Here is a 24,392-nt window from a genome sequence, read left to right as displayed (position 1 = left end):
TCTTCCAGCCGTACGGCACCGGCGAGGCGGGAGGGGAGCCCGTCGGCGCCGGTCGGCCCTCGCGGGCCGGCGGTGACTCCCGGCACGGCACGGCGTCACCGGATGGGCGCGACGATCTAAGGTGGGGTCGTGGCCGATGAGAAGAGACCGTCGTACGAGCAGGCGCGCGAGGAGCTGACCGAGGTGGTCCGCAGTCTCGAGGCGGGCGGGCTCACCCTGGAACAGTCGATCGAGCTCTGGGAGCGCGGCGAGAAGCTGGCCGCGATCTGCGAGGAGTGGCTCCAGGGCGCCCGGGTGAGGCTCGCGGCCGCGATGGCCCAGCGCCGGCAACCCGACCCGGCCGGGGAGACGCCCTTCTGAGTCCCCCGGCGACCGGCTGACGTCGGAGCGAGCGTTTCCAACGGCATCACCGCCCACGATCATCGATCGTTTTGGAATCACGTCGCCGCCCTGCTCCGGATGTCCGCGCCGTTGGACAGAGCCATCCGTACTCGACCGGCCGTTCCCATCTTTCTCTCATAGAGAGCGAGTAGAACGATGCGGTGAACGAACAACCCGTCGCGAAGGTGCTGGTCGTCGATGACGAACCGAACATTCGCGAACTGCTGTCCGAGGCCCTGGAACTGAACGGCTTCGCCGTACGGACCGCCGCGGACGGCCGCCAGGCGCTGGAGGCGGTGGCCCGAGAGCGGCCCGACATCGTCGTGCTGGACGTGATGATGCCCGGCCTGGATGGGTTCACGGTCGCGCGCAGGCTCCACGAGGCCGGTGACAGCCCCATGCTGCTCTTTCTGACCGCCAAGGACGCGGTGTCCGACCGGATCGCGGGGCTGACCGCCGGTGGTGACGACTATGTGACCAAGCCTTTCAGCCTGGAGGAGGTGCTCCTGCGGCTGCGGGCGATCATGCGCAGGATACGGCCCGCACAGAAGCAGGCCGACGACGGCGTGCTGCGCTACGCCGACCTGGAACTCGACGAGCAGGCCCACACCGTACGGCGGGCAGGACGGGCGATCCATCTGTCTCCGACGGAGTTCAGCCTGCTGCGCTACCTCATGATCAACGCCGGGCGGGTGGTCAGCAAGGCGCAGATCCTCGACCGTGTGTGGGACCACGCCTTCGACGGCGAGAGCAGGATCGTGGAGTCCTACATCAGTTACCTGCGGCGGAAGATCGACGCTGACGGCCCGCCACTGATCCACACGTTGCGTGGCGTCGGCTACCGGCTGCAGAGGTTCTCGTGAGACGGACCTGGCCCCTGCGGCATCGGCTGCTGGCCGCGCTGCTCGGTCTGTGCGCGGTCGGGCTGACGGTGTTCGCCACCGCGAGTGTGCTGCTACTGGAGCGTTCGCTGCTGTCCAAGGTGGACGCCCAGCTGACCGAGACGGTCATCGCCTTCGGCCGGCGTCCGCTCCCGCCTCCGCCTCCGCCTCCGTCATCGGTGGACGGGGGGCAGTCCGTTCAGATCCCCACCCAGTTCAAGATCGCCTTTTACCACCCTTCCGGGACCCTGCTGCGCAGTCTTCCCGCCGAGAACGGCGACGGACCAGCCATCCCCAAAGCGGCGATATCCACCATCCCGCGAGGCCCCATCACCGTGCCCGCCATGGGGACGGGTGAGTGGCGAGTGCTGGTGAGGAGCCTGCCCGACGGCACCAGGCTGACCGTGTCGATGTCGCTGGAGCCCAACCAGGCGACCGTGCACCAGATCCTGGTCATCGAGGCGGTGGCGGGCAGCCTGGTGTTACTGCTGCTCGGCACGCTCGCCTTCGCCGTGGTACGGCTGGGCCTGCGCCCGCTGACCCGCATGGAGCAGACCGCCGAGGCCATCGCAGGCGGAGACATCCACCGCAGGGTCAGCGACACCGACCCCGACACCGAGACAGGCCGCCTCGGCGGCGCGCTGAACACCATGCTGGAACGCCTGGCCACGGCACTCAACGAGTCCGAGCGCTCCGAACGGCGATTGCGGCACTTCGTCGCCGACGCCTCGCATGAACTGCGCACCCCGCTCACCTCCATCAGGGGCTTCGCCGAGCTCTACCATCACGGCCAGGACGCCGGGGATCCGGTGGCCGAGCGGCTGCTGCGCAGAATCGAGGCCGAGGCCGAGCGCATGGGCGTCCTGGTGGAGGACATGCTGCTGCTGGCCAGGCTGGACCAGGAGCCCGCGCTGGAGCCCAGCGTCGTGGACCTGCACGTGCTGGCCGGAGACGTGGTGCACGCCGCTCGCGCCCGCGATCGCGAACGGCCGATCCGACTGATCATCTCCGAGGGGCCGGTCTTCGTGCGCGGCGACGAGCGCCGCCTGCATCAGGTCATCGCCAATCTGGTCGGCAACGCCATCCAGCACACCTCTTCCGGCACCGAGATCAGCCTCACCGTCGCTCCGCGAGCGGTTACCGGGGTCTTCACCCCCGGTGTCGTGCACGCCGGTACCGGACCCGCTCCCCACCGCGGAGCCGCACTACTCGAAGTGCGGGACGAGGGGCAGGGCATCGATCCCGAGCATCTGCCGTACCTGTTCGACCGCTTCTACCGTGCCGATCCGGACCGCTCCCGCGACAGCGGCGGGACCGGGCTGGGCCTGGCCATAACCGCCGCGCTCGTGCAGGCGCACGACGGCCGGATCGAGGTGACCAGCACACCTGGCCGCGGCACCACCTTCCGCGTGCTTCTCCCGCTGGAGCAGCCTCAGGACAGCTGAACGTCCACAGACAGTTCACCTTCTCGTCGGATGCGGTTCACACATTGTTCCCAGCTTGGTGCTGTCAGATGTGCGCTGACGAAAGGAGAAACATGCTGGCAAGATTCCGCAAACCAGCCGTCTCCATGGCTCGCGACAGCGATCGAAGCACATCCGGCACCGAACCGGCCGATGACCCAGCCGGTGATCAGGGTCACCGGCTGCGGGCACCGAGCAAGCTGCACGCCTTCAACCGGTACGAGATCAAGTACCTCGTGGAGGCCTCGGAGGCGGTCACGCTCAGGAAAGAGATCGAGCAGCGACTGGATCGCGACCGTCACAGCGGCCAGGAGGGGTACGGCATCTGGAGCGTCTACTACGACACCCGGCAGTTGCGCTTCTACTGGGAGAAGATCGAGGGGTTGAAGTTCCGCAGGAAGCTGCGGGTGCGCCACTACGGCGACCGGTTCACCCTGCGGGACGACACTCCGGTGTTCGTCGAGATCAAGCAGCGGGTCAACCGGGTCACGCAGAAGCGCCGGGTGAGCCTGCCCTACAGGGACGCGCTGCGCCTGTGTGACGGCCGGCAGATGGTCGAGCACGAGCCGTCCCAGCGCGCCTTCCTGCAGGAGGTGCTCGACCTCTCCTTGCGTCTGGACCTGCGGGCTGTCGCGATGACCGGTTACACCCGGCACGCCTACGTGGGCCGCGACGCCGACGTGGGCCTGCGCGTCACCTTCGACAACCGCATCCGGGGCCGTGACCGCGACTTCCACCTGGGCGCCGACTCCGAGAACAGGCTCATCGTCCCCGCTCACATGTCCATCGTCGAGGTCAAGGCCAACGAGCGCGTGCCGTACTGGCTGACCGACCTGACCGCCGAACGGAACCTGCAGGTGGTCCGGGTCTCCAAGTACTGCCAGAGCGTGGAGGCGCATGGGCTCGCTCCCCGCTCGGTCTTTCACATTCCCGACCACGATCTCGATCTCGGCCGCCATCAGCCGACCGTTCTCTCGGAGGCATGACTCCCCATGGACTTCTCGTTCCAGGACCTGTCCGGCACGTTCAGCGTGGCCGACATCGCGATCGCGATGTCGCTGTCGTTCGTGCTCAGCGCGATGATCGGCTGGGTTTACCGGGCCACGCACCGCAACGTGTCCTACAGCCAGTCCTACGTGCAGACGCTGGTCATCCTGGGCATGCTGATCTCGCTGATCATGTTGGTCGTCGGCTCGAACATCGCCCGCGCCTTCGCCCTGGTCGGCGCGCTCTCGGTGGTGCGGTTCCGTAACGCCATCAAGGAGACGCGTGACGTCGGGTTCATCTTCCTCGTCATGGGCATCGGGATGGCCGTCGGTACCCGCTTCTACCTGCTGGCCATCGTCGCCGCCGTGGCGATCTCGCTGATCATCATGGTCATGCACCGGTTCAACTGGTTCCAGCTCAACGTACGGCGGCAGGTGGTCAAGGTGCAGGTTCCCACGGATGAGGACTACACCCCGGTCATCCAGGATGTGCTCATCCGGCACACCGAGGAGTTCGAACTGGTCAGCATGGAGTCGATCCGAGGTGGCGCGCTGACGGAGCTGATGTACACCGTGAAGATCAAAAAGGGCAGCGAGCCCGCCGACGTGATGGCCGCGCTGCGCGAGCGCAACCACGGCCAGTCGGTCACCGTCTTGACCGGGTACGACCAGAGCGACCTGTAAGGCGACACCATGGCGCAGTTCAAACATCGCATCCCGGTCAAACTCCGGCACAACTGGAAGCTGGTCGCGCTGTGCGCGGCGTTTCTGGCCCTGTGCTGGGGTGTACTCGGCAGCGGGATGATCCGCCCCTACATCACCGTCTCCCAGACCGCCAAGGCTGAGACCGTCATCACGGACGTGACCGGCACCAAGGAGCTCTTCGACACCTCCGTGGCGCACGAGGTGAAGATCACCTTCACCGACGCGGCCTATGAGGACATGCTTAACGAGTACTTCAAGGACGGCGACAAGAAGTATGTCGAAGCCGATCTGACCATCGACGGCACCCGCATCCCCAGCGTGGGCATTCGACTCAAGGGCAACTCCACTCTGGCCGGGCTGACCTGGAAGGGACAGTCCAAGCAACGGAGCATGTCTGGCGGCGGGCAACGACGCGGAGGTATGCCAGAGGGCTTCCAACCACCCGAGGGGTTCCAACCACCCGAGGGGTTCCAACCACCCGAAGGGTTCCAACCACCCGAAGGCGGTGAGCCGAATGGCGACCAGCCCAGAGGTGGCGGGTTCGGCGCGTCTTTGAAGGGCGAGGAGCCTGAGAACCTGCCGTGGCTGATCAGCTTCGACGAGTTCGTGGAGGGCCGCCGCTACCAGGGGCACAACCAGGTGGCGGTACGGCCGGCCGCGATGGGCTCGACGACGATGCTGAACGAGGCACTGGGCATCGCACTGGTCGGCGCCTCCGGTGAACCTACCCAGCGTTCCATCCACAGCGCCTTCACCGTCAACGGCCGCACCTCGACACCGCGCCTGATCGTGGAATACCTCGACGAGGGCTATGCGGAAAACCTCGGCGACGGCGTGCTGTACAAGTCGTTGGCCAGCGGCTCCTTCACTTACAAGGGCGAGGACCAGACCGGGTACACCAACGACTTCAAGCAGATCAACAAGGTCGGCGTCCAGGATCTGCAGCCGGTCATCGATCTGGTCAAATGGGTGAACGAGGCATCCGACCCCGAATTCGCCTCAGGCCTGGGCGAGCGTTTGGATGTGGAGTCGTTCGCCCGTTATCTGGTCCTGCAGAACCTCATGGTCAACTTCGACGACATGGCTGGGCCCGGACGCAACTACTACCTGTGGTACGACCTGGACACCAAGAAGTTCAAAGTCATCACCTGGGACCTCAACTTCGCCTTCAACGGTAACGCCAAGAGTGGTGTGAACGACACGATCTCGATGGGCGGCGGCCGAGGACGCCCCCAGCAAGGCCAGCCGAACCAGAGTGCCATCCCACCCCAGAATGGCCAGCCGGAGCGTCCGCAAGGTCCAGAAGGCGGCGGCATGATGCGCTTGGGCCATCCTCTGAAGGAGAAGTTCCTCAAGAACGCCGCCTTCAAGAAGATCTACCAGGACCAGTATCGCGCTCTGTACACCGAACTGCTCGGCAACGGCACCGCATCCGGCCTGCTCGACGATCTCGTCACGTCCTACAAGCTGAACGAGAACGCCGACACCGCCAAGGCCGACACCGAGGCACAGAAGCTACGTACGTTCCTGACCACCCGCACTCAGACACTGCGGTCCGACAAAGCGATCAGCGGCGGTTAGGGTTCTCGCGATCACGCGAGGGCCCTGAGGAGGGAGCTGGGCCGAAGCCCGGAAGCGACCGCGGCCCAACCGTTCTCCGACAGACCGGTCTACCGGAGAACCGTCCCCTCGCCCTCTCAGGAATCACACAGGTCATGTGCGTGACGATGATCACGCACATGATCGACCAAGGACCGGTGCCGGTCACCTGACGATCACGTGACCGGCTCTCTAGGAGGTGTTCTTCGGCAGTTGTTTGAGGGACCCGGCCAGGGTGGACAGTTCGTCCCACGGGGCGGTGCCGGTGACGACGATCGTGACGTCCGGCAGGAACCGTACGAGGGAGCGCTGGTTCTTGTCCTCGCGGACGCGCTGCTCCCAGGTGACGCCGTTGATCTGGACGGTGCCGGTGACCGTGGAGGTGTTGGAGAGCCGGTTGGCGAACTCGGCCTCGGGTTTCTCGTTGCTCTGGGCGAGCATCGCGTGGAAGCGCTTCGCGGTGGCGAAACCGAGCCTCCAGGTCGTGACACCGTTCGCGCTCGTGTTCTTGGAGCTGTTCGGGATCCATCCGGCGGCGACGGGTTCGGGGGCCCACACCAGGAAGGGCGCCGTACGGCGCAGGTCGGCGAGGGCGATCGAGTAGTCGACCCTGGGAATGTGCTCGGTCCTGCTTTGCGGCGTGACCAGCAGGAACAGGCCGACGGCGGCCAGGCAGACCGCCATCGCGAACACGTAGCCGTAGAAGCCCTGGGTGAACTTTCGCACGACTGTCGACACTATCCGTTCGGGTGGGCGGTTGGCTCTCAGGGGCGGTGGATCTGGGCGATGATGGTCAGCACGTCCTCGACGAGTGCCCGGGAGGCGTCCTCGTCGTCGGAGAGGGCGACCTCGGAGACGGCGGCGGCGAGCGCGCCGGTGAGGACGACGACCAGTGCCCCCTCGTCGCCCTCGAACAGGGCGGCGTTGCGCTTGGCCCACTGCCGGAGCCGGTCGCGCATGATCACCTCGAACCCGGGCGGCCCGTCGCCGCGCAGGAAGAGCGCGGAGACCTCCCGCTCGGCCAGGCAGCCCTCCAGGTAGGCGCGGGCCCCGGCGATGAAAAGGCGCATCGGGTCGCTCTCGCCGTCGGCCCTGGCGTCCTGGACCGCCTGCTTGGTCCGCTGGGTCTGACGGGTCTGGAACTCCTCGAAGAGCGTGAGATAGAGATCGGCTTTGCCGGAGAAATGATGGTAAAGACTTCCGACACTCGCTCCCGCGCGGGCGACCACGTCGGTGACCCCGGTCTCGGCGAAACCGCTTGTGACGAAGATCTCCCTCGCGGCGGACAGGAGCGCGACGCGCGTGGCGGCACCCCGCTCGGATGTCCGCCCGCCCGCGCCTTTCACCAGCCGTTCCGTGTCGCTGCTCATGGTGGGCACATTATCCTCCGCCGACCGGTCAGAGGGGGGCCAACTACGATCGTTGCATTGACACGAGAGGGGTTTCCCACCATGTCCGATGAGACGTCCGTTCCCGACGCCCTCGCCACGGGAGAACACGCACCCGATCGCAACCTCGCTCTGGAACTGGTCCGGGTCACGGAGGCGGCCGCGATGGCCGGTGCCCGCTGGGTCGGACGAGGTGACAAGAACGGCGCCGACGGCGCCGCGGTGAACGCGATGCGCCAGCTGATCAATACGGTGTCCATGAGCGGTGTGGTGGTGATCGGCGAAGGTGAGAAGGACAACGCGCCGATGCTCTACAACGGCGAGCAGGTGGGTGACGGCAGTGGCGCGGCGTGCGACGTGGCCGTGGACCCGATCGACGGCACCCGGCTCACCGCGCTCGGCATGCCCAACGGCATCTCGGTGATCGCGGTCAGCGAGCGCGGCTCGATGTACGACCCCTCGGCCGTCTTCTACATGGACAAGCTGGTCACCGGCCCCGAGGCCGCCTCGTCGGTCGACATCAACGCGCCGGTGGCGGACAACATCGCCGCGGTGGCCCGCGCCAAGGGCGGTGTGCCCTCGGACGTGACCGTGGTCGTCCTGGACCGGCCCCGCCACGAAAAGATCATCCAGGAGATCCGGGAGGCCGGGGCCAGGATCAGGCTCATCACCGACGGCGACGTGGCCGGTGCGATCATGGCGGCCAGGGTCGGCACGGGCGTCGACCTGATGCTCGGCATCGGCGGCACCCCGGAGGGCATCATCGCCGCGTGCGCGCTCAAGTGCCTCGGCGGTGTCATCCAGGGCAGGCTCTGGCCGCAGGACGACGCCGAGCGCCGCCGGGCGCTGGACGCGGGCCTCGACCTCGACGCCACGCTGAGCACCGACGACCTGGTCAGGTCCGACGACGTGTTCTTCGCGGCCACCGGGATCACCGACGGCGAGCTGATGCAGGGCGTCCGTTACCGCGCGGGGAGGGCCATCACCAGTTCCCTGGTGATGCGCGGTCGTTCGGGGACGATACGGAAGATCGAGAGCGAGCACCAGCTCTGGAAGCTGCGGGCCTACAGCGCGATCAACTTCGACAGCGCCAGCTGAGAGCCGGGACGCCGGAGCCGGGATTCCCCTTCGGCCGAGGAGCGCCCTCAGCGGGGCGCCCTCCGGCCGAGGGCTCCCCGTGAAGGGATCTCGGCGAAGGATTTCCGGTGAGGAGTGCGCGGCGGAAGAGTGATCGCGGCCGGGAAAAACCCGAAAGGATCAGGAAAGACCAGGAAAACGGCGTCCGCCGCCGACCTGGGAACGGTGTCAGCGGCGGAACCAGGAGCGGCGGGGACGCTTGGGAGACTTCGCCACGATGCTCCCCAGCGTGACGACGCCGGTGATCTCGATGACCGGCCCGTCGGGCGAGGCGGGGACCTGGTTCTTCTTGCCCCCCATGTACGACGAGGCGGGCATCTCGATCCGCACGCCCTCGGGGACGATCAGGGTGAGGGTGCCGCCCATCACGGTGACGTGCAGGGTCACGTGGCTGGACTGCAGCAGCGCGTCACACAGGTCGAGCTTGACGTTCGCGCAGATGGCGGTGGCCGTGAACCGGGTCGGCACCACCCATCGGCCGGAACGCTCCTCGGAGCCGAAGAACGCCGCCACCGGGCGGACGTCGGTGCGCAGCGGCTGCGCCTCGGGCGGGAGCAGGTCGGCGGTGAGCGCGGAGAGCTCTCCCAGCGTGCGGGCGCGATAGAGGGCCTCGGTGCGCTCGTCGTACTCCGCGTGGTCGAGACGCCCGTCGGCGAGCGCGTCGGCCAGTACGGCGGCCACTCTCTCGCGGTCGACGTCTCCGGCTCTCAGGTCGGCGGGGCGCGGCTGGGGACCGGTATGGCGGACGGCGGGGGGACGGGGACTCTCCACCCCTCGACCATAATCCCTGCGCGGGCTCCGGCAGCGGCGCGAGTGCGCCGACATGCCCCGTGAGCCGGAACGTCCGGCGCGACGGGCCGGCGAAAACCGGTAGATCATCAACCATTGACCACCGGGTACCTCGCCCATACCCTGACGGAAACTTGAATCCCCCTCATGTTTCCCGGAGATCGTCATGCCGACCCCACGTGACAGGCAGGCGCGCGTCGCGACCTGGGCGGCGTTCTTCGTCCAGGGTCTCTGTTTCGCCACCCTGCTCACCCATGTGATCGACCTCCAGCACAGGTTCGGGCTCAGCGACGGCGACCTCACCCTGGTCCTGCTGCTCGTACCGGTGATCGCCGGGATCGGCAGCGCGGTCGCGGGTCTCCTGGCGAGCCGGTACGGCAGCGCCCCGGTCCTGCGGATCGCCCAGGTCGGCGTGTGCGCCACCGTGGTGCTGATGGGCTGGAACGGGCAGCTCGCCGGGCTGTACGTCCTCAGCGCCGCGTTCGGCCTGTTCGTCGGCGCGGTGGACGCGGCGATGAACATGCAGGCGGTCGCGGTCGAGCGCCGGTACGGCATGAGCGTGCTGACCGGTTTCCACGCGGTGTGGAGCATCGGCTCGATGCTGGGCGCCGGGTTCAACTCCGCCTTCAGCGCGCTCGGCGTCGAGCTGGGCTGGTCCTTCTCCGTCCCGGTGCTGATCGGCGCGGTGATCTCGATCGTCATGCTCCCCCGGCTCTACGGGCACCCGGAGGAGAGGTCCGGTGAGCGGGCCGGGCACGTGACGGCCCGGGTGCCGTGGCGGCCGATCATCCCGCTCTGCCTGGCGATGGCGTTCCTGTACGTCGGCGACGCGGCGGTGTCCAACTACAGCACGGTCTACATGGAGAAGGCGCTGGCGGCGAGCGGCTGGCTGGTGCCGTTCGCCTACCTCGTCTACCAGGCGACCATGCTGCTGGCGCGGGTCCCCGGCGACCTCGCCGTACGCAGGTACGGGCCGGCGCCGGTGGTCCGCGTGGGCGCGGTGATCGCGGCCGTCGGCACGCTCGGAGTCGTCGTCGCGCCCGGCGTCGCGGTGGCCGTCGTGTCGTTCGGCCTGATCGGCGTCGGGCTGTCCGTCATCGCCCCGCAGTCGTTCTCGGCCGCGGGACGGCTGGGCGCCGGCGCGGAGACCGCGATCGCGCGGGTCAACATGTTCAACTACGTCGGCTTCCTCGTCGGTGCCGCCGTGGTGGGGACGCTCAACGACCTGGTGAGCGTCCGGGTGGCGTTCGTACCGGCGGCCGTCCTGGTGGCCCTGATCGTGTTCCTCGCCAAGGGTTTCCAGCCCGACCTGGAACCCTCGGACGAAGGCAGCCCCGGGAGAGGCCCGCAGGAGCCCGCCGAACGACCGTGACCCCGGTCCCGGTGATCGGCCGGCCCGGCCGGGCGGCTCGCCGTCGCCTCCTGCCGCGCGAGGCTCGCCCGGACCTCGTCGTCCCTCGTCGTCAGCCCGGTCGGCCGCTCTCGTCTCCGGTGAGCTTCCTCAGGTAGGCCAGGCTCTCGCGGACGTTCTCCATGGGCTCGCCGGAACCAGCGGGCTCCCTGGGAGCATCGGAACCACCGTTGGCAGGCTCCAGCACGATGTTCTGCTCCAGGACGTACCAGCCGTCGTACCCGGCCGCCGTCAGGCCGCCGACGACGGCGGGGAGGTTCACGTCGCCTCCGCCCAGCGGGCGGTAGAGGCCGTTTCTCACGGCCCGGGTGTGGGTCAGCTCGCCCGCTCTGACCCGCTCGGCCATCGCGGCGTCCACGTCCTTGAGGTGGACGTGCGCGATCCGTTCCGCGGCGTGGGAGACCAGCTCGGCGGGGTCGGTGCCACCCGCGAGGAGATGGCCGGTGTCCAGGCACAGCGGCATCGAGCTGTCGTCGAGCACCCGCTGGACCTCCTCGCGGTTCTCCACCACGCTTCCGATGTGCGGGTGCAGGGTGACGGTCCTGCCGAACTCCTTGGCGTTCTTGAGGATCCGGCGCAGGTTGCCCGTGAGGGTCTTCCAGGCGACGGCGTCCAGCTCCGGCCTGGCGTCGTGGCTCTCGCCACCGGTGGAGGCGGCGAGCACGACCACGTCCACCTCGCCGTCCATGAAGGCGCGCATCGCGGCCCGGACGATCGGGAGCGGGTCGTGGTCGGCCTCGTGCAGGACGACGGGGACGAACCCGCCCACCGCGCGCAGCCCGTACTCCGCGAGCAGGGAGCGGCAGTGTGTCGGCGAGGGCGGCAGGAACCCGGCGGGGCCGAGTTCGGTGGCCGTCAGGCCGAGCTCTCTCATCTCGGCGAGCACCTGAGAACGATCCGGCTGCCGCCCCCAGCCCGGGCCCTCGCAGGCCCCCCAGGAGATGGGCGCGCCGGCCGTTCGCACCGGGGCTCCTTCGACGGCGGAGCCGGACTCTCTCACAGGATCGCCTCTTCTCACATAATCACCTCCGTGTCGCGCACCGGACGCCCCTCGCGCCGGGAGGGTTCCGCGGCCTCGGCGAGGCAGGGCGCCACGAGGGTGTCCTCAGCGGTGCGGTGACTCTCCGCTTCCCCCCGGACCACGCTGGGAAACGCGTTAATTCTGCGGATTCCCGATGATCCAACACGCATTGTGCCTTTCGGAGAGGAAAGCGGTTGACCCCCAGTTCTAGGTGAGGACCGGGAAGCCGTCAAGAATTTGTCAGGACATCAGGACGATCCATCGGGCGGTAGGCGACGTCCACCGGACGGCGTATCCGCAGGTGGGAGGCGTCGTCGTGGGGCTGCTCAGCGGCGCGCGGCACGCACCGGGAGGCGGATCGCGAGACGGCCCGGCCGATTTCCACGAGGGACCGGATCGCGGCCGCCGACCTCGGTGGCACCGGCGGCCGGGTTCCCGCGAGGGCACGGATCACGGGGCGACTCAGCGGCGCAGGGCGTCCGCGAGGGCACCGACCATCGCGTCGGCGCGGTGCACGGGCAGACGGGCGAAGCCCATCACCAGTGCGGGCGGACCTGGGGCGTATCGCATCGGCCCCACCGGCTCGGCCGCCAGCCCGTACTCCTGGGCCGTCTCCGCCACCGCCACCTCGTCCCAGTCACGCGGCAGCTCGGCGAGCAGGTGGAGCCCTGCGGAGACACCCCACACGGTGATCTCGGGAAGGTGCTCGCCGAGGGCGAGCGTGAAGGCGTCGCGGCGAGCGCGGTACTCCCGGCGCATCCTTCTCAGGTGCCGGTCGTAGTCGCCGGTCGTGATGAAGTCGGCCAGGACGTACTGCTCCAGGACGGGTGATCCCAGGTCCAGCTCGCCGCGGGCCAGCCGCAGCGACCCGGCGATCTCGGGCGGGGCCGCCACCCAGCCCAGGCGGAGGCCGGGAGCGAGGGACTTGCTGACGCTCCCGATCAGGATCACCCGGTCGGCCGCCAGCCCCTGCAGGCAGCCCACCGGGTCGCGGTCGAAGCGGAACTCCGCGTCGTAGTCGTCCTCCAGGATCGCCGCGCCGGTCGCGACGGCCCACTCGATCAGCTCGGCGCGGCGGCGGGGCGAGAGCACGACCCCCGTCGGGTACTGGTGCGCGGGCGTGAGCAGCACCGCCCGCGCTCCGGTCGCGGCCAGCGCCCCGACGTCGACGCCCTCGCCGTCCACGGGGACGGCGACCAGGTCGGCGCCGGCGGCGTGCAGCAGAGGGAGCTGACGCGCCCCCGCCGGATCCTCGACCGCGAGCCGAATCCGGCCGGGGGGCGGCACGGGGTTCGCGGCCCGCCGGACGAACCAGCCGAGATCGTGGGGGGACCCGGCTCGGGGGAGCCTGCCCGCGAGCGCCTGGACGGTGAGGCTCACCCCCTGGGCCACCCCGCCCACGATCACCAGGTTGTCCGGGCTCACGTCGGCCGCCCTCACCCTCCCGAGATAGGCGGCCAGTTCCTCGCGCAGCGCCGGGACACCGCCGAGGTCGCCGTAGTTGAGGGCCTCCGCGGGCAGCGTGGCGAGCGTCCTCCTCATCGAGGCCAGCCACCGCTGTCTGGGGAACGCCCCCAGGTCGGGTGCGGTGGAACGGCGCTCCCGGTACGGCCCGTGACCGCTCTCCTCCCCGCGAACGCTCTCCTGCGCGCGGGGGGTGCGTGCCTTCGCGCGCGGCCGGCCCGGCGGCGTCGGGGAGGGACCGTCGAAGGGCGCGGGACGGCTGGCGGCGGGTGCCACGGTGGTTCCCGCCCCGATCCTGGAGATCAGGAAACCCTCGGCGACGAGCTGCTCGTACGCCTCGACCACCACGCCGCGAGAGAGCCCGAGATCCCGCGCCAGCTCGCGGCTGGCGGGCAGCCTCGCCCCGGCCGCCAGCCGCCCGCGCCGCACCGCCTCGCGGAGTTCGCGGGCGATCTGGGCGGCGACACCGCCCGCCGCCCGGTCGACGACGATGTGCAGGTCCGCCAATTGGTCCTCTGTTTCACCGCTGGATTGGACCCGACAGGGGTGCCATTGGTTTCCTAGCATTCCGCACATGAACGTGGATGTCAGCACCGCCGCCCGGCGGGGATGGCGCGGCCCGGTCGAGGCCGCGACGGCGATGTTCCTGGTGGGCACCCTGGCGGGGGTCTCAGGGGTGATCGGGGAGTACCCCGTCTACGGCGGCCAGGCCCTGCGCTACCTGCTCGCGGCCGTGATCCTGCTCGCCGTCGCCCGGCTCGCGGGGCTGCGGTTCGTCCGCCTCACCCCCCGTGAGACGGCGCTGCTCGCGGCGCTCTCCCTCACCGGTTTGGTGATCTTCAACGTGTGCGTGATCGAGGCCACCCGGCACGGCGGTCCGGCCCTGGTCGGGACCGTCCTCGGCACCGTACCGCTCGCGCTCGCCCTGCTCGGCGGACGCCCCTCGCCCCGGCTCGTCGGGGCGGCGGCGGTGGTCGTCGCCGGGGCGACGGTGGCGACCGGACTCGGCAGCGGCGACCTGACCGGGCTGCTCTGGTCGCTGGGCGCGCTGGGCTGCGAGGTCTGCTTCTCCCTGCTCGCCATCCCGCTGCTGCCGAAGCTGGGAGCGGTGCGCGTCTCGGCGTACTCGGTGACGCTGGCCGTGCCGATGCTGGTGGTCGCCGGGCTGCTCGTGGACGGCGCCGCGATGATCCGCGTGCCGACGGCGCCCGAACTCGCGGGTCTGGGCTACCAGTCGCTGATCGTGACGAGCGTGGCGTTCTTCCTCTGGTACGACGCCCTGCCCCGGCTCGGCCCGGCGACCGCGGGACTGTTCGCCGGGCTGATCCCGGTCGGCGCCATCGCCACCGGCGCGGTCCTCGGCCTCGGCGCACCCTCGGCACCCGACCTGCTCGGCGCCGCGCTCGTCGTCGCCGGCATCGTCATCGGCCTCAGCGCAGCGGGCTCACCCGCTGCGGGGGCACGTCGGCCGACCGGGACGAGGCGACCCGTTGCCGGGGAATCTCGACCCGTTGGGGCAGGCTGACCCGCCACACGGTCTCACCGTCCCGCGGGTGCAGGGTCACCCGCTGCGAGGGCAGACTCGCCGGCCCGGAGGCGGTGCCGGGCTTCTGCTGAGGGAGGGTGAGCGGAGGTTCCGGCCAGCTCACCGGCCACTGGGGAACGCGTCCGCCGGTCTCCTTGATGCTCGTCAGCGTGATCGCGATCAGTGACACGGTGAGACCGGCCACCACGAAGAGGGCCACGATCGCCAGCATGATGGTGTTTCCGATGTTCATCGTCTGTCTCCCCGCTTCCGCCGGACGCTCGATCCGGCTCTTTCCAGCCTCCTCTTTGATTCGGACAGATAGCTATAAAAGACGCATAGGTCATCAAAACTTGCCCTAAATATGTGTTTTTCATCTCATATGTCCGCCTGGCCGCGCGCAACCTGACCGCGGAGGCCGAGCGCGAAACACGAGGCCGTACCCTCTAGGGAAAACGGCGCCCGCACGGAGGATCGACGACGATGCCCGAGTTCGACTACACCGACCTGCTTCCCCTGGGACCGGACGAGACCGAATACCGCCTGATCACCGCCGAGGGGGTACGGGTCGTCGAGGCCGCCGGACGCAGGTTCCTCGAGGTCGAGCCCGAGGCGCTGCGGCTGCTCACCGAGAACGCGATCCACGACATCTCCCACTACCTGCGGTCGTCCCACCTCGCCCAGCTCCGTAAGATCATCGAGGACCCCGAGTCGAGCGGGAACGACCGCTTCGTCGCCCTCGACCTGCTGAAGAACGCCTCGATCTCGGCGGGCGGCGTGCTCCCGATGTGCCAGGACACCGGCACCGCGATCGTGATGGGCAAGCGCGGGCGCCACGTGCTCACCGACGGCGCCGACGCCGAGCACATCTCCCGCGGGGTGTACGACGCCTACACCCGCCTGAACCTGCGCTACTCCCAGATGGCCCCCCTCACCATGTGGGAGGAGAAGAACACCGGCTCCAACCTCCCCGCGCAGATCGAGCTCTACGCCGAGGACCCGGGCGGCCACCCCGACGAGTACAAGCTGCTGTTCATGGCCAAGGGCGGCGGCAGCGCCAACAAGTCCTTCATGTACCAGGAGACGAAGGCGGTGCTCAACGAGAAGCGGATGCTCCAGTTCCTGGAGGAGAAGATCCGCTCGCTCGGGACCGCCGCCTGCCCGCCGTACCACCTGGCGATCGTCGTCGGCGGCACGTCCGCCGAGTTCGCCCTGAAGACCGCCAAGTACGCCAGCGCCCGCTACCTTGACTCCATCCCCACCTCCGGCTCCCCCTCGGGTCACGGCTTCCGCGACACCGACCTTGAGGCCAAGGTCTTCGAGCTCACCCAGAAGCTCGGCATCGGCGCCCAGTTCGGCGGCAAGTACTTCTGCCACGACGTCCGCGTCATCCGTCTCCCCCGCCACGGCGCCTCCTGCCCCGTGGCCATCGCGGTCTCCTGCAGCGCCGACCGCCAGGCCCTGGCGAAGATCACCCCCGAGGGGGTCTTCCTGGAGCGGCTGGAGACCGACCCGGCGAGGTTCCTGCCGGAGACCACCGACGACCACCTCTCCGACGACGTCGTCAAGATCGACCTCAACCGCCCGATGGTGGACATCCTCGCCGAGCTGACCAGATACCCCGTCAAGACCCGCCTGTCGCTGACCGGCCCGCTCGTGGTCGCCCGCGACATCGCCCACGCCAAGATCGGCGAGCTCCTGGACGCGGGCGGCGAGATGCCCGAGTACCTCAAGAACCACGCGGTCTACTACGCCGGCCCCGCCAAGACCCCCGAAGGGTACGCCTCGGGCTCCTTCGGTCCCACCACCGCCGGGCGCATGGACTCCTACGTCGAACGCTTCCAGGCGGCGGGGGGCTCCAAGGTCATGCTCGCCAAGGGCAACCGCTCCAAGCAGGTCACCGACGCGTGCAAGGCCCACGGCGGCTTCTACCTCGGCTCCATCGGCGGCCCCGCCGCCCGCCTCGCCCAGGACTGCATCAAGAAGGTGGAGGTCCTCGAATACCCCGAGCTGGGCATGGAGGCCGTCTGGAAGATCGAGGTCGAGGACTTCCCCGCGTTCATCGTCGTTGACGACAAGGGCGAGGACTTCTTCGCCGACACGACCGGCCCCGTCCTCACCATCGGCCGCCGCTGACCACGCCCCCTCGCGAGACGCCGAGGGTCAGGACCCGCCGTACAGGCGCCCGAGGTCGACGAGTTCGACGTCGGAGCGCCGTGCGGCGGTGTGCGTGACACCTCGGGAACGACGGCCGCAACCATCATTGGCGGGACCATCGTTCCGTCGGCCACCACTCCCGACGAGAACAACCCCCTTCACCGCAACGTGCGGTCCGACTACGGAGAGAAGCCGTCGAGTCCGGCCAATCCAACAGATGTCACTCATTGTTTCCTAACAGTTACAAGCCTGAAAATCTGACTCAAGTTGGCAAGAAGATTCGGGCCTGTCTCTACTGGTCGCATTACGCAAATCGGTAAGCTGCACCACATGCGTGCGCCGCCCGGATACCTTCTCGCAGCGCGCTACCGGTTGTCCGAACCGGTTGGGCGCGGCGGCATGGGCACTGTTTGGCGTGCACACGACGAGTTGCTCAACCGCGAGGTGGCCGTCAAAGAGGTTCGCCTTCCCGTGATCCTCGACGAGGAGCTCCGCGCCGAGCTGTGCGCCAGGACCGAGCGCGAGGGGCGCGCGACCGCGATGGTCGCCCACCCCTCCGTCATCACGGTCTTCGACGTCGTCACCGAGGACGAGCGCCCCTGGATCGTGATGGAGCTGCTCCGCGCCAGGTCGCTGGAGCAACTCCTCCAGGACCACGGCCCGCTGCCGCCCCGCCAGGTGGCGGAGATCGGCAGGCAGGTCCTGGGGGCGCTGCGCGCCGTGCACGCCAAGGGGATCCTCCACCGCGACGTGAAGCCGAGCAACGTCCTGGTGACCGACGACCGGGCCGTGCTCACCGACTTCGGCCTGGCCGCGCTCGAAGGAGACGTGTCGATCACCCAGGCGGGCATCGTGCTGGGCTCGGCCGGATACATCGCCCCCGAGCGCGTGCTGGGCGCCAAGGCCAGCCCGGCCGGCGACCTGTGGTCGCTCGGCGCGACCCTCTACACCGCCGTCGAGGGCCGGGGCCTGCACGGGCGTCGTACGGCCGCCGCCGCGCTCGCCGCGCTGACCAGCGGCGAGCCGATCCCCATGGAGCGGGCCGGACCGCTGACGCCGGTGCTGCGCGGCCTCCTCACGATCGACCCGAACGCCCGGCTCGACGCGGGACGTGCCCTGATGATGCTCGCCAGGGTGGCGGCCGGCGGGCTGGTCGAGGAGTCCTTCTCCAGGCCATCCGCACGACCCGACGTCAGGCCTCCCGCGGGCGGGTCCGGCGGCAGGTCGTCCACGGGCGGGTCCGGCGGCAGGTCCTCCTCGGGCGGATTCAACGTCAGGTCGTCCGCGAGCGGGTCCGACGGCGCGTCGGCCCCGCCGTTCAGCCGCCGCTCCCAGCACCGCGGGATGCACCGGGTCGGCTCCGCGCCGCCTCCGGCACCGCGCCCCTCGTCGCCGGGGACGCCCCCACCGCCGTCGGGACCTCCGTCCGGGCCGACACCCCAACTCCGGGCGCACCGGCGCCCCGGTGAGGGGGTCCATCGGAAGCCGGTGGAGATTTCGCCTACCTATCGGCCACTTGTCCGTTTTATGACGCCCTTTATAAGGTTGGTCCTCCCACGTCTTCTCTGGCCGAGGGAACTCCGTAAGCGCGGGTAAAGCGCTTCTCAAGGTGGAATGGCTATCTTCTTCTCATGCCGGAACAGCAGACGCGTGTGCTCGCGGACCGTTACGAGCTGATCGCGCCGCTCGGCCGAGGCACGATGGGCACCGTTTGGAAAGCCCACGACCGTTCCCTCGGCCGTGAGGTCGCGATCAAGGAGATCCGTCAGGAGCCCGGCCTCAGCGAGGCGCAACGCGCCGAGCTTCGGGAGCGGATGATCCGCGAGGGTCGTACGGCCGCCCGTATCAGCCACCCCTCGGTGGCCACCGTCCACGACGCGATCGTCGAGGACGGCAGCCCCTGGATCATCATGGAGCTCGTGCAGGCGCGCTCCCTGGAGCAGGTGATCGAGGAGGAGGGGCCCCTGCCACCCCGCCTCGTCGCCGAGATCGGGGCCGACCTGCTGGGGGCGCTCCGCGCGGCCCACGCCCAGGGGGTCCTGCACCGTGACGTCAAACCCGGCAACGTGCTCATCACCGAGAGCGGCCGGGTGGTCCTCACCGACTTCGGCATCGCGAAGGCGGAGGGCGACACGAGCCTCACCAAGACCGGCATGGTGATCGGTTCCCCCGGATACACCGCACCCGAGCGGGCCCGCGGCGAGCACACCGGGCCCGAGTCGGACCTGTGGTCCCTCGGCGCCACGCTGTACTTCGCGGTCGAAGGCCGCCCGGCCTACGAGCGGGCCTCCGTGGCGGAGACCCTGGCCGCGCTGATGAGCGAGCAGGTCGACCCGCCGACCCAGGCGGGGCCGCTCCGCCCGGTGCTCGAACAGCTGCTGGAGAAGGACCACACGGCGCGGCTGACGGCCGCCCAGGCGGGGGCGCTGCTGCGGGCGGTGGCCGACACCCCCTCGCACCTCGCGGACTCCCTGCCACCGGTCCCCGCGCCCGCCACGCCCCCTCCCGCGCCGTCCCCCTCGGCCTCCGCGGCCCCTTTCCCGGCGGACATCGGGGATGCCCCGGGCGCCGACGAGGACCCCGAGGACGACGCCGAGGAATTCGACGCCAATCGCACCGTGATGGTCATCCGCCCCAAGGACGGCCTGCGCATCCCCGGCGGCACACCGCCCGCCGCCCCGTCCCCGGCGGCCTCCGGCCGCCCGACGACCTCGCCCTACCCCGACCGTCCTCCCTTCGGAGAGCCGGGCGGTCCGGCCGCGAGACGGCAGGGCCCTCCCGGTCTCGGAACCCCCGTCGCCCGGGGACCCGGCGCCTTTGGAAGGCCGGGCGCGTTCGAGGAACCGGACGCCGAGACGGCCTTCGCGGAGCCGGGGGCCGAGGCGTCGGCGACGCCGCCCCACGGGTTCCCCGTGAGCGGCAGAGCCGATCTCTCCGCCACCCCGCCACACGGCTTCCCGCCGGTCACTCCGGAGTTCGGGAGGCCCGGCGCGGGAGGCCCGGGGGCGGAGGCGCCCCCTCCGCTGAGACTCGTCCCCGGCAACCCGCCCCCCGACCAGCCGGGGCCGGTGCCCGCACAGCCCTGGCGTCCACCGGGCCCCGAGGCGTCGGACGGCGCCTACCGCTCCCCCGGCCTGGGCACCGACCTGTTCGCGATCGCGGGGCAGAACGCCCAGCCCGACCCCGGCCGCCCCGGGCCGAGGAAGCCCCCGTCGGAGAAGACCCGGATCGGCGTCCTCGTCCTCATGGGCGTGGCGGCGATCGCCCTCGTGGTGATCATGATCCTCGCGGTGGCCGCCATCTTCTGAGAACCCCCTTCCGAGAACGCCCCGCGAGGGCGACCCCGTACCCGCCGTTTGATTTCCTCCTCAGGACGCAGACTGGGGTCATGAGCGAGTATCGGATCGAGCATGACTCGATGGGCGAGGTACGGGTTCCCGCGGGGGCGAAATGGCGGGCGCAGACCCAGCGGGCGGTGGAGAACTTCCCCGTCTCGGGGCGCGGGCTGGAAATCCCGCACATCTCGGCCCTCGGCCTGATCAAGGCGCTCGCCGCCGAGGTCAACGCGGAGCTGGGGGTGATCGACAAGGAGCTGGCGGAGGCGATCGCCGAGGCCGCCACCGACGTCGCGGAGAACGAGTGGGACGGCGAGTTCCCCGTCGACGTCTTCCAGACCGGCTCCGGCACCTCCTCCAACATGAACGCCAACGAGGTGATCGCGACCCTCGCCGAGGAGCGGCTCGGCCGTCCCGTCCACCCGAACGACCACGTGAACGCCTCACAGTCGTCCAACGACGTGTTCCCCACCTCCATCCACGTCGCCACCGCCACCGAGGTCTCGTACCACCTGATCCCCTCGCTACGACACCTCGCCACCGCGCTGCGGGACAAGTCGCTGGAGTTCGACGGCGTGGTCAAGGCCGGGCGCACCCACCTGATGGACGCCACCCCGGTCACGCTGGGACAGGAGTTCGGCGGGTACGCCACACAGATCGACAACGCCATCGGGCGGGTGCGGAGCGCGCTCCCGCACCTCACCCAGCTGCCCCTGGGCGGTACGGCGGTCGGCACCGGCGTCAACACCCCGCCCGGCTTCGCGGCCAAGGTCATCGAGAAGCTGCGCCAGACCACCGGGCTGCCGTTCTCCGAGGCTCCCGACCACTTCGAGGCCCAGGGCGCGAGGGACGCCGTCGTCGAACTCTCCGGCCAGCTCCGCACGGTCGCGATCTCGCTCAACAAGATCGCCAACGATCTGCGCTGGATGGGCTCCGGCCCCCGGGCGGGACTGGGCGAGATCAACCTGCCCGACCTGCAGCCCGGATCGTCGATCATGCCGGGCAAGGTCAACCCGGTCGTCCCCGAGGCGGTGACCATGGTCGCCGCCCAGGTCATCGGGAACGACGCGGCCATCGCCTTCGCCGGCGCCTCCGGCACGTTCGAGCTCAACGTGATGCTCCCGGTCATCGCGCGCAACATCCTGGAGTCCGTGCGGCTGCTCGCCAACGCCTCCCGGTTGCTGGCCGACCGGTGCGTACACGGCATCACCGCCAACGTCGACCGCATGCGCGAGTACGCGGAGTCGTCGCCGTCGATCGTCACCCCGCTCAACCCGTACGTCGGGTACGAGGAGGCCGCGAAGATAGCGAAGCAGGCCCTGGCCGAGCACAAGACCATCCGTGAGGTCGTCATCGAGCGCGGCCACGTCGCCAACGGCACCCTCACCGAGGAACGGCTCGACGAACTGCTCGACGTCCTGTCCATGACCCGCCCCCCCTCGTAGACCGCCCCGGCCGCCGGTCACCGCCCGCGCACCCTCACGGACCGGTGACCGCTCCGGCACACGAACCGGCTCCCCCGACCGTGAACCGGCGCGACCGCGACCGGGAACGTCCGCGAACCGGCACGATCGTGAACCGGCTCCCCGGTCAGCGTCGTAGATCGGCTTCCTGGGAGACTCGGAAACATGACCCAGATCAAGTTCTACGGCCGCAGGGACGCCTGGTCCGACCGGCGGCAGGAGATCTCCGACGCCGTCCACGGCTGTCTGGTGGACGTCTGGCGGCTCCCCGAGGACAAGCGGTTCCACCGGTTCCTGCTGCTGGACGCCGAGGACATGATCTGCCCGCAGCGGAGCGAGCGGTATCTCATCGTGGAGATCGTCTGTTTCAGCGGCCGGACGGACGAGGCCAAACGCTCGCTGATCCGCGCCCTGTTCACCGCAGTCGGCGATGCCCTCGACCTCCCCGCCGAGGACCTGGAGATCGTGATCATGGAGTCCCCCAAGGTCAACTGGGGCATCCGCGGCCTCCCCGGCGACGAACTCACGCTCACCTACCCGGTCACCGTCTGAGAGCAACGCGACCGGAAGCCGTTCCCCGTACGGCCCGGAGCCACTCAGTGACCGAAGCGGGGAGATAACGGATTTACGACATCCTGGTGCGGTATCGCCCTCGGGCGACAGGGTTGGAGAGTGCTGACTCCTTTGCCCCCCACGGACGCGGTGAAGCTGCTGCTGACCACGAGTGGTGCCGTGGCCGACACCGAACGCACTCAAGCCGAGGAACTGGCCGAGGAGCTGAAGTGGTCGCAACCAGCACTCCGGCAGGCCGGCGCCTACGTCGCCCACACCCCCGGGGTGGATCTGTCCCGCTATCTCCACCTGCTGCGCGCCGTCCCCGAGCCCGGAACGCGTCAACGCTCCGACACCGACCGGGCGGTGGCCCGCGTATGGGCGCTGACGAGCGCGCGGATCGCATCCACCGATCCCCTGGCGATCCGTGTACTGCGCGTACTGGCCTGCTACGCATCCGGCGACCTGCCGCGCACTGTACTTAACGGCCTGGATGACGCCGAGGAGACCGCCCTCACAGGCGCGTTGGAAGTGCTGTCCTCCTACGGCGTGATCGACCTGTCGCAGGACGGACCGGGAGTGAGCGTGCCCCCTCAGGTCCAGGCCGTCATCGTGGATGGGCTGACCGAGGACGAACATGCCGCCGACAGGGCCACCGCGGCCGCCCTGCTCGAGGCAGCGTTGCCCTCGGAGCCCGGGCATCCCTCCTCCTGGCCCGCCTACGCCCGGCTGCTGCCCCACATCCACGCCGTCCTGCCACCCGAGTCCCCCGCCATGTGCTCCGTCGTCGACTACCTGCACGCCAACGGTGACTACCGCACCGCCCACTCCCTGCAACAGCGGCGCCACGCCGTCATGCACGACACGCTGGGCCCCGAACACCCGGACACGGTGACCGCCCGCGTCCATCTCGCCTCATTGATCGGGGAGATAGGGGAGGTGATCGAGGCCCGGGATCGGTTCACGACACTGGCACCACTGACCGAACGAATACTCGGCCCCGAACACCCGGACACACTCGACGCCCACGCCAACCTCGCCCACTGCACGGGAGTGATGGGAGACGAGGCCGAGGCCCGAGACCGGTTCACGGCGCTGATACCACTGGCCGAACGATTACTCGGCCCCGAACACCCGGACACACTGAGTTTGCAGCTGAGCCTCGCTCACTGGACGGGAGAGGCGGGGGACACGAGCGACGCCCTGAAGCGCGTCACGGCGCTGACAGCGACGATCGAGGACCTCCTGGGCTCCGAACACCTCATCACGATCAACGCCCGGGCCGGCCTCGCCTACTGGACAGGCGAAGCGGGAGACGCGACCACTGCCCAAAACGGATACGCCGCACTGGCACCGCTGGCCGAACAAACACTCGGCCCCCACCACCCCACCACGATCGGCATCCGGGCCTACCTCGCCCGCTGGACAGGCGAAGCAGGAGACGCGGCCGGCGCCCGAGACAGCCTCACACCTCTACTCCCCCTGAGCGAACAAACACTCGGCCCCCACCACCCCACCACGATCAACATCCGAGCCGGCCTCGCTCACTGGACAGGCGAAGCAGGAGACGCGACCACCGCCCAAAACGGATACGCCGCACTGGCACCGCTGGCCGAACAAACACTCGGCCCCCACCACCCCACCACGATCGGCATCCAGGCCAGCCTCGCCCAATGGACAGGTAAAGCAGGAGACGCGGCCGGCGCCCGCTACCAGTTCACGATGCTGGTATCGAAACTCAGGCGAGTGCTGGGCCCGGAAGACCCGGCCACGTTGAACACCCGTGTCCTCCTCGCCCTGTGGATGAGCGATGCGGGGGACGCGACCGGCGGGATGGATCAGCTGGCGGTGCTGGTACCGGTGATCGAACGAGTCTTGGGGCCGGAACACCCGGCCACCTTGAATGTCCGTTTCCACCTCGCCTCCCTGACCGGGGAGACAGGGAACGCGGCCGACGCCAGAGACCAGTTCGAGGCGCTCGTGCCGGTGATCGAACGGATTCTGGGACCGGAACACCCGGTCACCGTGAATGTCCACACTCATCTCGCTCACTGGAAAAGGTACGCAAGGCGATCGCTTCTCACGCGGTGGCTTCCGGGGCGGTGACCCCGCTTCCCGCCCTCCGCCACCGAGGT

21 protein-coding genes are annotated in these 24,392 nt (G+C 69.4%); 15 read left to right on the top strand and 6 right to left on the bottom strand.

From position 1 onward, the window contains the following. The first annotated feature begins 129 nt into the window (after positions 1-129). From ACFY3V_RS24270 to ACFY3V_RS24245, 6 genes are all read left to right on the top strand, one after another. Complete coding sequence (locus ACFY3V_RS24270; RefSeq protein WP_350947962.1) at positions 130-360, top strand: exodeoxyribonuclease VII small subunit; 231 nt, start codon at positions 130-132, stop codon at positions 358-360. 182 nt (positions 361-542) lie between these two features. After that, positions 543-1,244 carry a response regulator transcription factor gene (locus tag ACFY3V_RS24265; protein WP_362898959.1) on the top strand — a complete coding sequence of 234 codons (702 nt, stop codon included), beginning with the start codon at positions 543-545 and terminating at the stop codon, positions 1,242-1,244. Further along, the gene (locus tag ACFY3V_RS24260; protein ID WP_362898957.1) at positions 1,241-2,707 is read left to right on the top strand and encodes an ATP-binding protein; all 1,467 of its coding nucleotides are present in this window, start codon (positions 1,241-1,243) and stop codon (positions 2,705-2,707) included. The genes ACFY3V_RS24265 and ACFY3V_RS24260 overlap by 4 nt, the downstream gene beginning before the upstream one ends. Before the next feature lie 92 nt (positions 2,708-2,799). After that, positions 2,800-3,711 carry a polyphosphate polymerase domain-containing protein gene (locus ACFY3V_RS24255; RefSeq protein WP_389776414.1) on the top strand — a complete coding sequence of 304 codons (912 nt, stop codon included), beginning with the start codon at positions 2,800-2,802 and terminating at the stop codon, positions 3,709-3,711. Between the two features lie 6 nt (positions 3,712-3,717). Then, positions 3,718-4,395, top strand: a complete 678-nt coding sequence (locus ACFY3V_RS24250; RefSeq protein WP_389776411.1) for a DUF4956 domain-containing protein — start codon at positions 3,718-3,720, stop codon at positions 4,393-4,395. 9 nt (positions 4,396-4,404) lie between these two features. Then, complete coding sequence (locus ACFY3V_RS24245) at positions 4,405-5,997, top strand: CotH kinase family protein (protein ID WP_389776408.1); 1,593 nt, start codon at positions 4,405-4,407, stop codon at positions 5,995-5,997. A 210-nt stretch (positions 5,998-6,207) separates the two neighbouring features. Here ACFY3V_RS24245 and ACFY3V_RS24240 read toward each other — a convergent pair whose 3' ends face one another. Together ACFY3V_RS24240 and ACFY3V_RS24235 are read right to left on the bottom strand one after the other, a co-directional pair. Next, entirely contained in the window at positions 6,208-6,741 is a 534-nt protein-coding gene (locus tag ACFY3V_RS24240; RefSeq protein ID WP_362898951.1) for a DUF4245 domain-containing protein, read from the bottom strand. Positions 6,742-6,779: 38 nt separating this feature from the next. After that, a complete protein-coding gene (locus tag ACFY3V_RS24235; protein ID WP_362898949.1) occupies positions 6,780-7,385 on the bottom strand; it encodes a TetR/AcrR family transcriptional regulator in 606 nt (201 codons plus the stop codon). Between the two features lie 81 nt (positions 7,386-7,466). On the opposite strand from ACFY3V_RS24235, the gene glpX reads away from it, so the two are divergent. Continuing rightward, complete coding sequence (gene glpX / locus ACFY3V_RS24230; protein WP_350947970.1) at positions 7,467-8,501, top strand: class II fructose-bisphosphatase; 1,035 nt, start codon at positions 7,467-7,469, stop codon at positions 8,499-8,501. Positions 8,502-8,708: 207 nt separating this feature from the next. On the opposite strand, the gene ACFY3V_RS24225 is transcribed toward glpX, so the two are convergent. Continuing rightward, complete coding sequence (locus tag ACFY3V_RS24225) at positions 8,709-9,311, bottom strand: DUF1707 domain-containing protein (protein WP_350947971.1); 603 nt, start codon at positions 9,309-9,311, stop codon at positions 8,709-8,711. Between the two features lie 184 nt (positions 9,312-9,495). Here ACFY3V_RS24225 and ACFY3V_RS24220 point away from each other — a divergent pair, with 184 nt between their 5' ends. Then, positions 9,496-10,701 (top strand): MFS transporter, encoded by a 1,206-nt coding sequence (locus ACFY3V_RS24220; RefSeq protein ID WP_389776403.1) that lies wholly within the window; start codon positions 9,496-9,498, stop codon positions 10,699-10,701. Positions 10,702-10,792: 91 nt separating this feature from the next. Here ACFY3V_RS24220 and ACFY3V_RS24215 read toward each other — a convergent pair whose 3' ends face one another. Further along, positions 10,793-11,704, bottom strand: a complete 912-nt coding sequence (locus ACFY3V_RS24215) for a TIM barrel protein (RefSeq protein ID WP_362898943.1) — start codon at positions 11,702-11,704, stop codon at positions 10,793-10,795. Between the two features lie 519 nt (positions 11,705-12,223). Then, entirely contained in the window at positions 12,224-13,732 is a 1,509-nt protein-coding gene (locus ACFY3V_RS24210) for a PLP-dependent aminotransferase family protein (RefSeq protein WP_389776399.1), read from the bottom strand. A 67-nt stretch (positions 13,733-13,799) separates the two neighbouring features. Here ACFY3V_RS24210 and ACFY3V_RS24205 point away from each other — a divergent pair, with 67 nt between their 5' ends. Next, positions 13,800-14,750 (top strand): DMT family transporter, encoded by a 951-nt coding sequence (locus ACFY3V_RS24205; protein WP_389776396.1) that lies wholly within the window; start codon positions 13,800-13,802, stop codon positions 14,748-14,750. Here the strand turns inward: ACFY3V_RS24205 and ACFY3V_RS24200 are convergent. Next, a complete protein-coding gene (locus tag ACFY3V_RS24200; RefSeq protein ID WP_389776393.1) occupies positions 14,656-15,003 on the bottom strand; it encodes a hypothetical protein in 348 nt (115 codons plus the stop codon). The genes ACFY3V_RS24205 and ACFY3V_RS24200 overlap by 95 nt on opposite strands. A 230-nt stretch (positions 15,004-15,233) precedes the next feature. On the opposite strand from ACFY3V_RS24200, the gene ACFY3V_RS24195 reads away from it, so the two are divergent. The 6 genes from ACFY3V_RS24195 (at position 15,234) to ACFY3V_RS24170 (ending at position 24,363) form a co-directional block, all read left to right on the top strand. Continuing rightward, entirely contained in the window at positions 15,234-16,886 is a 1,653-nt protein-coding gene (locus ACFY3V_RS24195) for a fumarate hydratase (RefSeq protein WP_389776390.1), read from the top strand. A 351-nt stretch (positions 16,887-17,237) separates the two neighbouring features. Next, positions 17,238-18,503, top strand: a complete 1,266-nt coding sequence (locus tag ACFY3V_RS24190; protein ID WP_389776387.1) for a serine/threonine-protein kinase — start codon at positions 17,238-17,240, stop codon at positions 18,501-18,503. Positions 18,504-18,538: 35 nt separating this feature from the next. Continuing rightward, positions 18,539-20,215: a protein kinase gene (locus ACFY3V_RS24185; protein ID WP_389776384.1), complete on the top strand. Its 1,677-nt coding sequence runs from the start codon at positions 18,539-18,541 to the stop codon at positions 20,213-20,215. 80 nt (positions 20,216-20,295) lie between these two features. Continuing rightward, complete coding sequence (locus ACFY3V_RS24180) at positions 20,296-21,687, top strand: class II fumarate hydratase (RefSeq protein ID WP_389776381.1); 1,392 nt, start codon at positions 20,296-20,298, stop codon at positions 21,685-21,687. 183 nt (positions 21,688-21,870) lie between these two features. Then, positions 21,871-22,257: a tautomerase family protein gene (locus ACFY3V_RS24175; RefSeq protein ID WP_362898924.1), complete on the top strand. Its 387-nt coding sequence runs from the start codon at positions 21,871-21,873 to the stop codon at positions 22,255-22,257. A 120-nt stretch (positions 22,258-22,377) separates the two neighbouring features. Beyond that, positions 22,378-24,363, top strand: a complete 1,986-nt coding sequence (locus ACFY3V_RS24170) for a tetratricopeptide repeat protein (protein WP_389776378.1) — start codon at positions 22,378-22,380, stop codon at positions 24,361-24,363. Positions 24,364-24,392: the final 29 nt, after the last annotated feature.

It is taken from the genome of Streptosporangium sp. NPDC000095 (assembly GCF_042899335.1).
Taxonomy (GTDB): domain Bacteria; phylum Actinomycetota; class Actinomycetes; order Streptosporangiales; family Streptosporangiaceae; genus Streptosporangium.
Note: the sequence above shows the minus strand (reverse complement) of the source record. Positions and strands in the feature narration are given on the sequence as shown.

Excerpts from the sequence above, each read along its gene's own strand:
- ACFY3V_RS24255 (WP_389776414.1), top strand. The coding sequence starts at position 2,800 with ATGCTGGCAAGATTCCGCAAACCAGCCGTCTCCATGGCTCGCGACAGC.
- ACFY3V_RS24250 (WP_389776411.1), top strand. The coding sequence starts at position 3,718 with ATGGACTTCTCGTTCCAGGACCTGTCCGGCACGTTCAGCGTGGCCGAC.
- ACFY3V_RS24245 (WP_389776408.1), top strand. The coding sequence starts at position 4,405 with ATGGCGCAGTTCAAACATCGCATCCCGGTCAAACTCCGGCACAACTGG.
- ACFY3V_RS24235 (WP_362898949.1), bottom strand. The coding sequence starts at position 7,385 with ATGAGCAGCGACACGGAACGGCTGGTGAAAGGCGCGGGCGGGCGGACA.
- glpX (WP_350947970.1), top strand. The coding sequence starts at position 7,467 with ATGTCCGATGAGACGTCCGTTCCCGACGCCCTCGCCACGGGAGAACAC.
- ACFY3V_RS24220 (WP_389776403.1), top strand. The coding sequence starts at position 9,496 with ATGCCGACCCCACGTGACAGGCAGGCGCGCGTCGCGACCTGGGCGGCG.
- ACFY3V_RS24205 (WP_389776396.1), top strand. The coding sequence starts at position 13,800 with ATGAACGTGGATGTCAGCACCGCCGCCCGGCGGGGATGGCGCGGCCCG.
- ACFY3V_RS24200 (WP_389776393.1), bottom strand. The coding sequence starts at position 15,003 with ATGAACATCGGAAACACCATCATGCTGGCGATCGTGGCCCTCTTCGTG.
- ACFY3V_RS24195 (WP_389776390.1), top strand. The coding sequence starts at position 15,234 with ATGCCCGAGTTCGACTACACCGACCTGCTTCCCCTGGGACCGGACGAG.
- ACFY3V_RS24190 (WP_389776387.1), top strand. The coding sequence starts at position 17,238 with ATGCGTGCGCCGCCCGGATACCTTCTCGCAGCGCGCTACCGGTTGTCC.
- ACFY3V_RS24185 (WP_389776384.1), top strand. The coding sequence starts at position 18,539 with ATGCCGGAACAGCAGACGCGTGTGCTCGCGGACCGTTACGAGCTGATC.
- ACFY3V_RS24180 (WP_389776381.1), top strand. The coding sequence starts at position 20,296 with ATGAGCGAGTATCGGATCGAGCATGACTCGATGGGCGAGGTACGGGTT.
- ACFY3V_RS24175 (WP_362898924.1), top strand. The coding sequence starts at position 21,871 with ATGACCCAGATCAAGTTCTACGGCCGCAGGGACGCCTGGTCCGACCGG.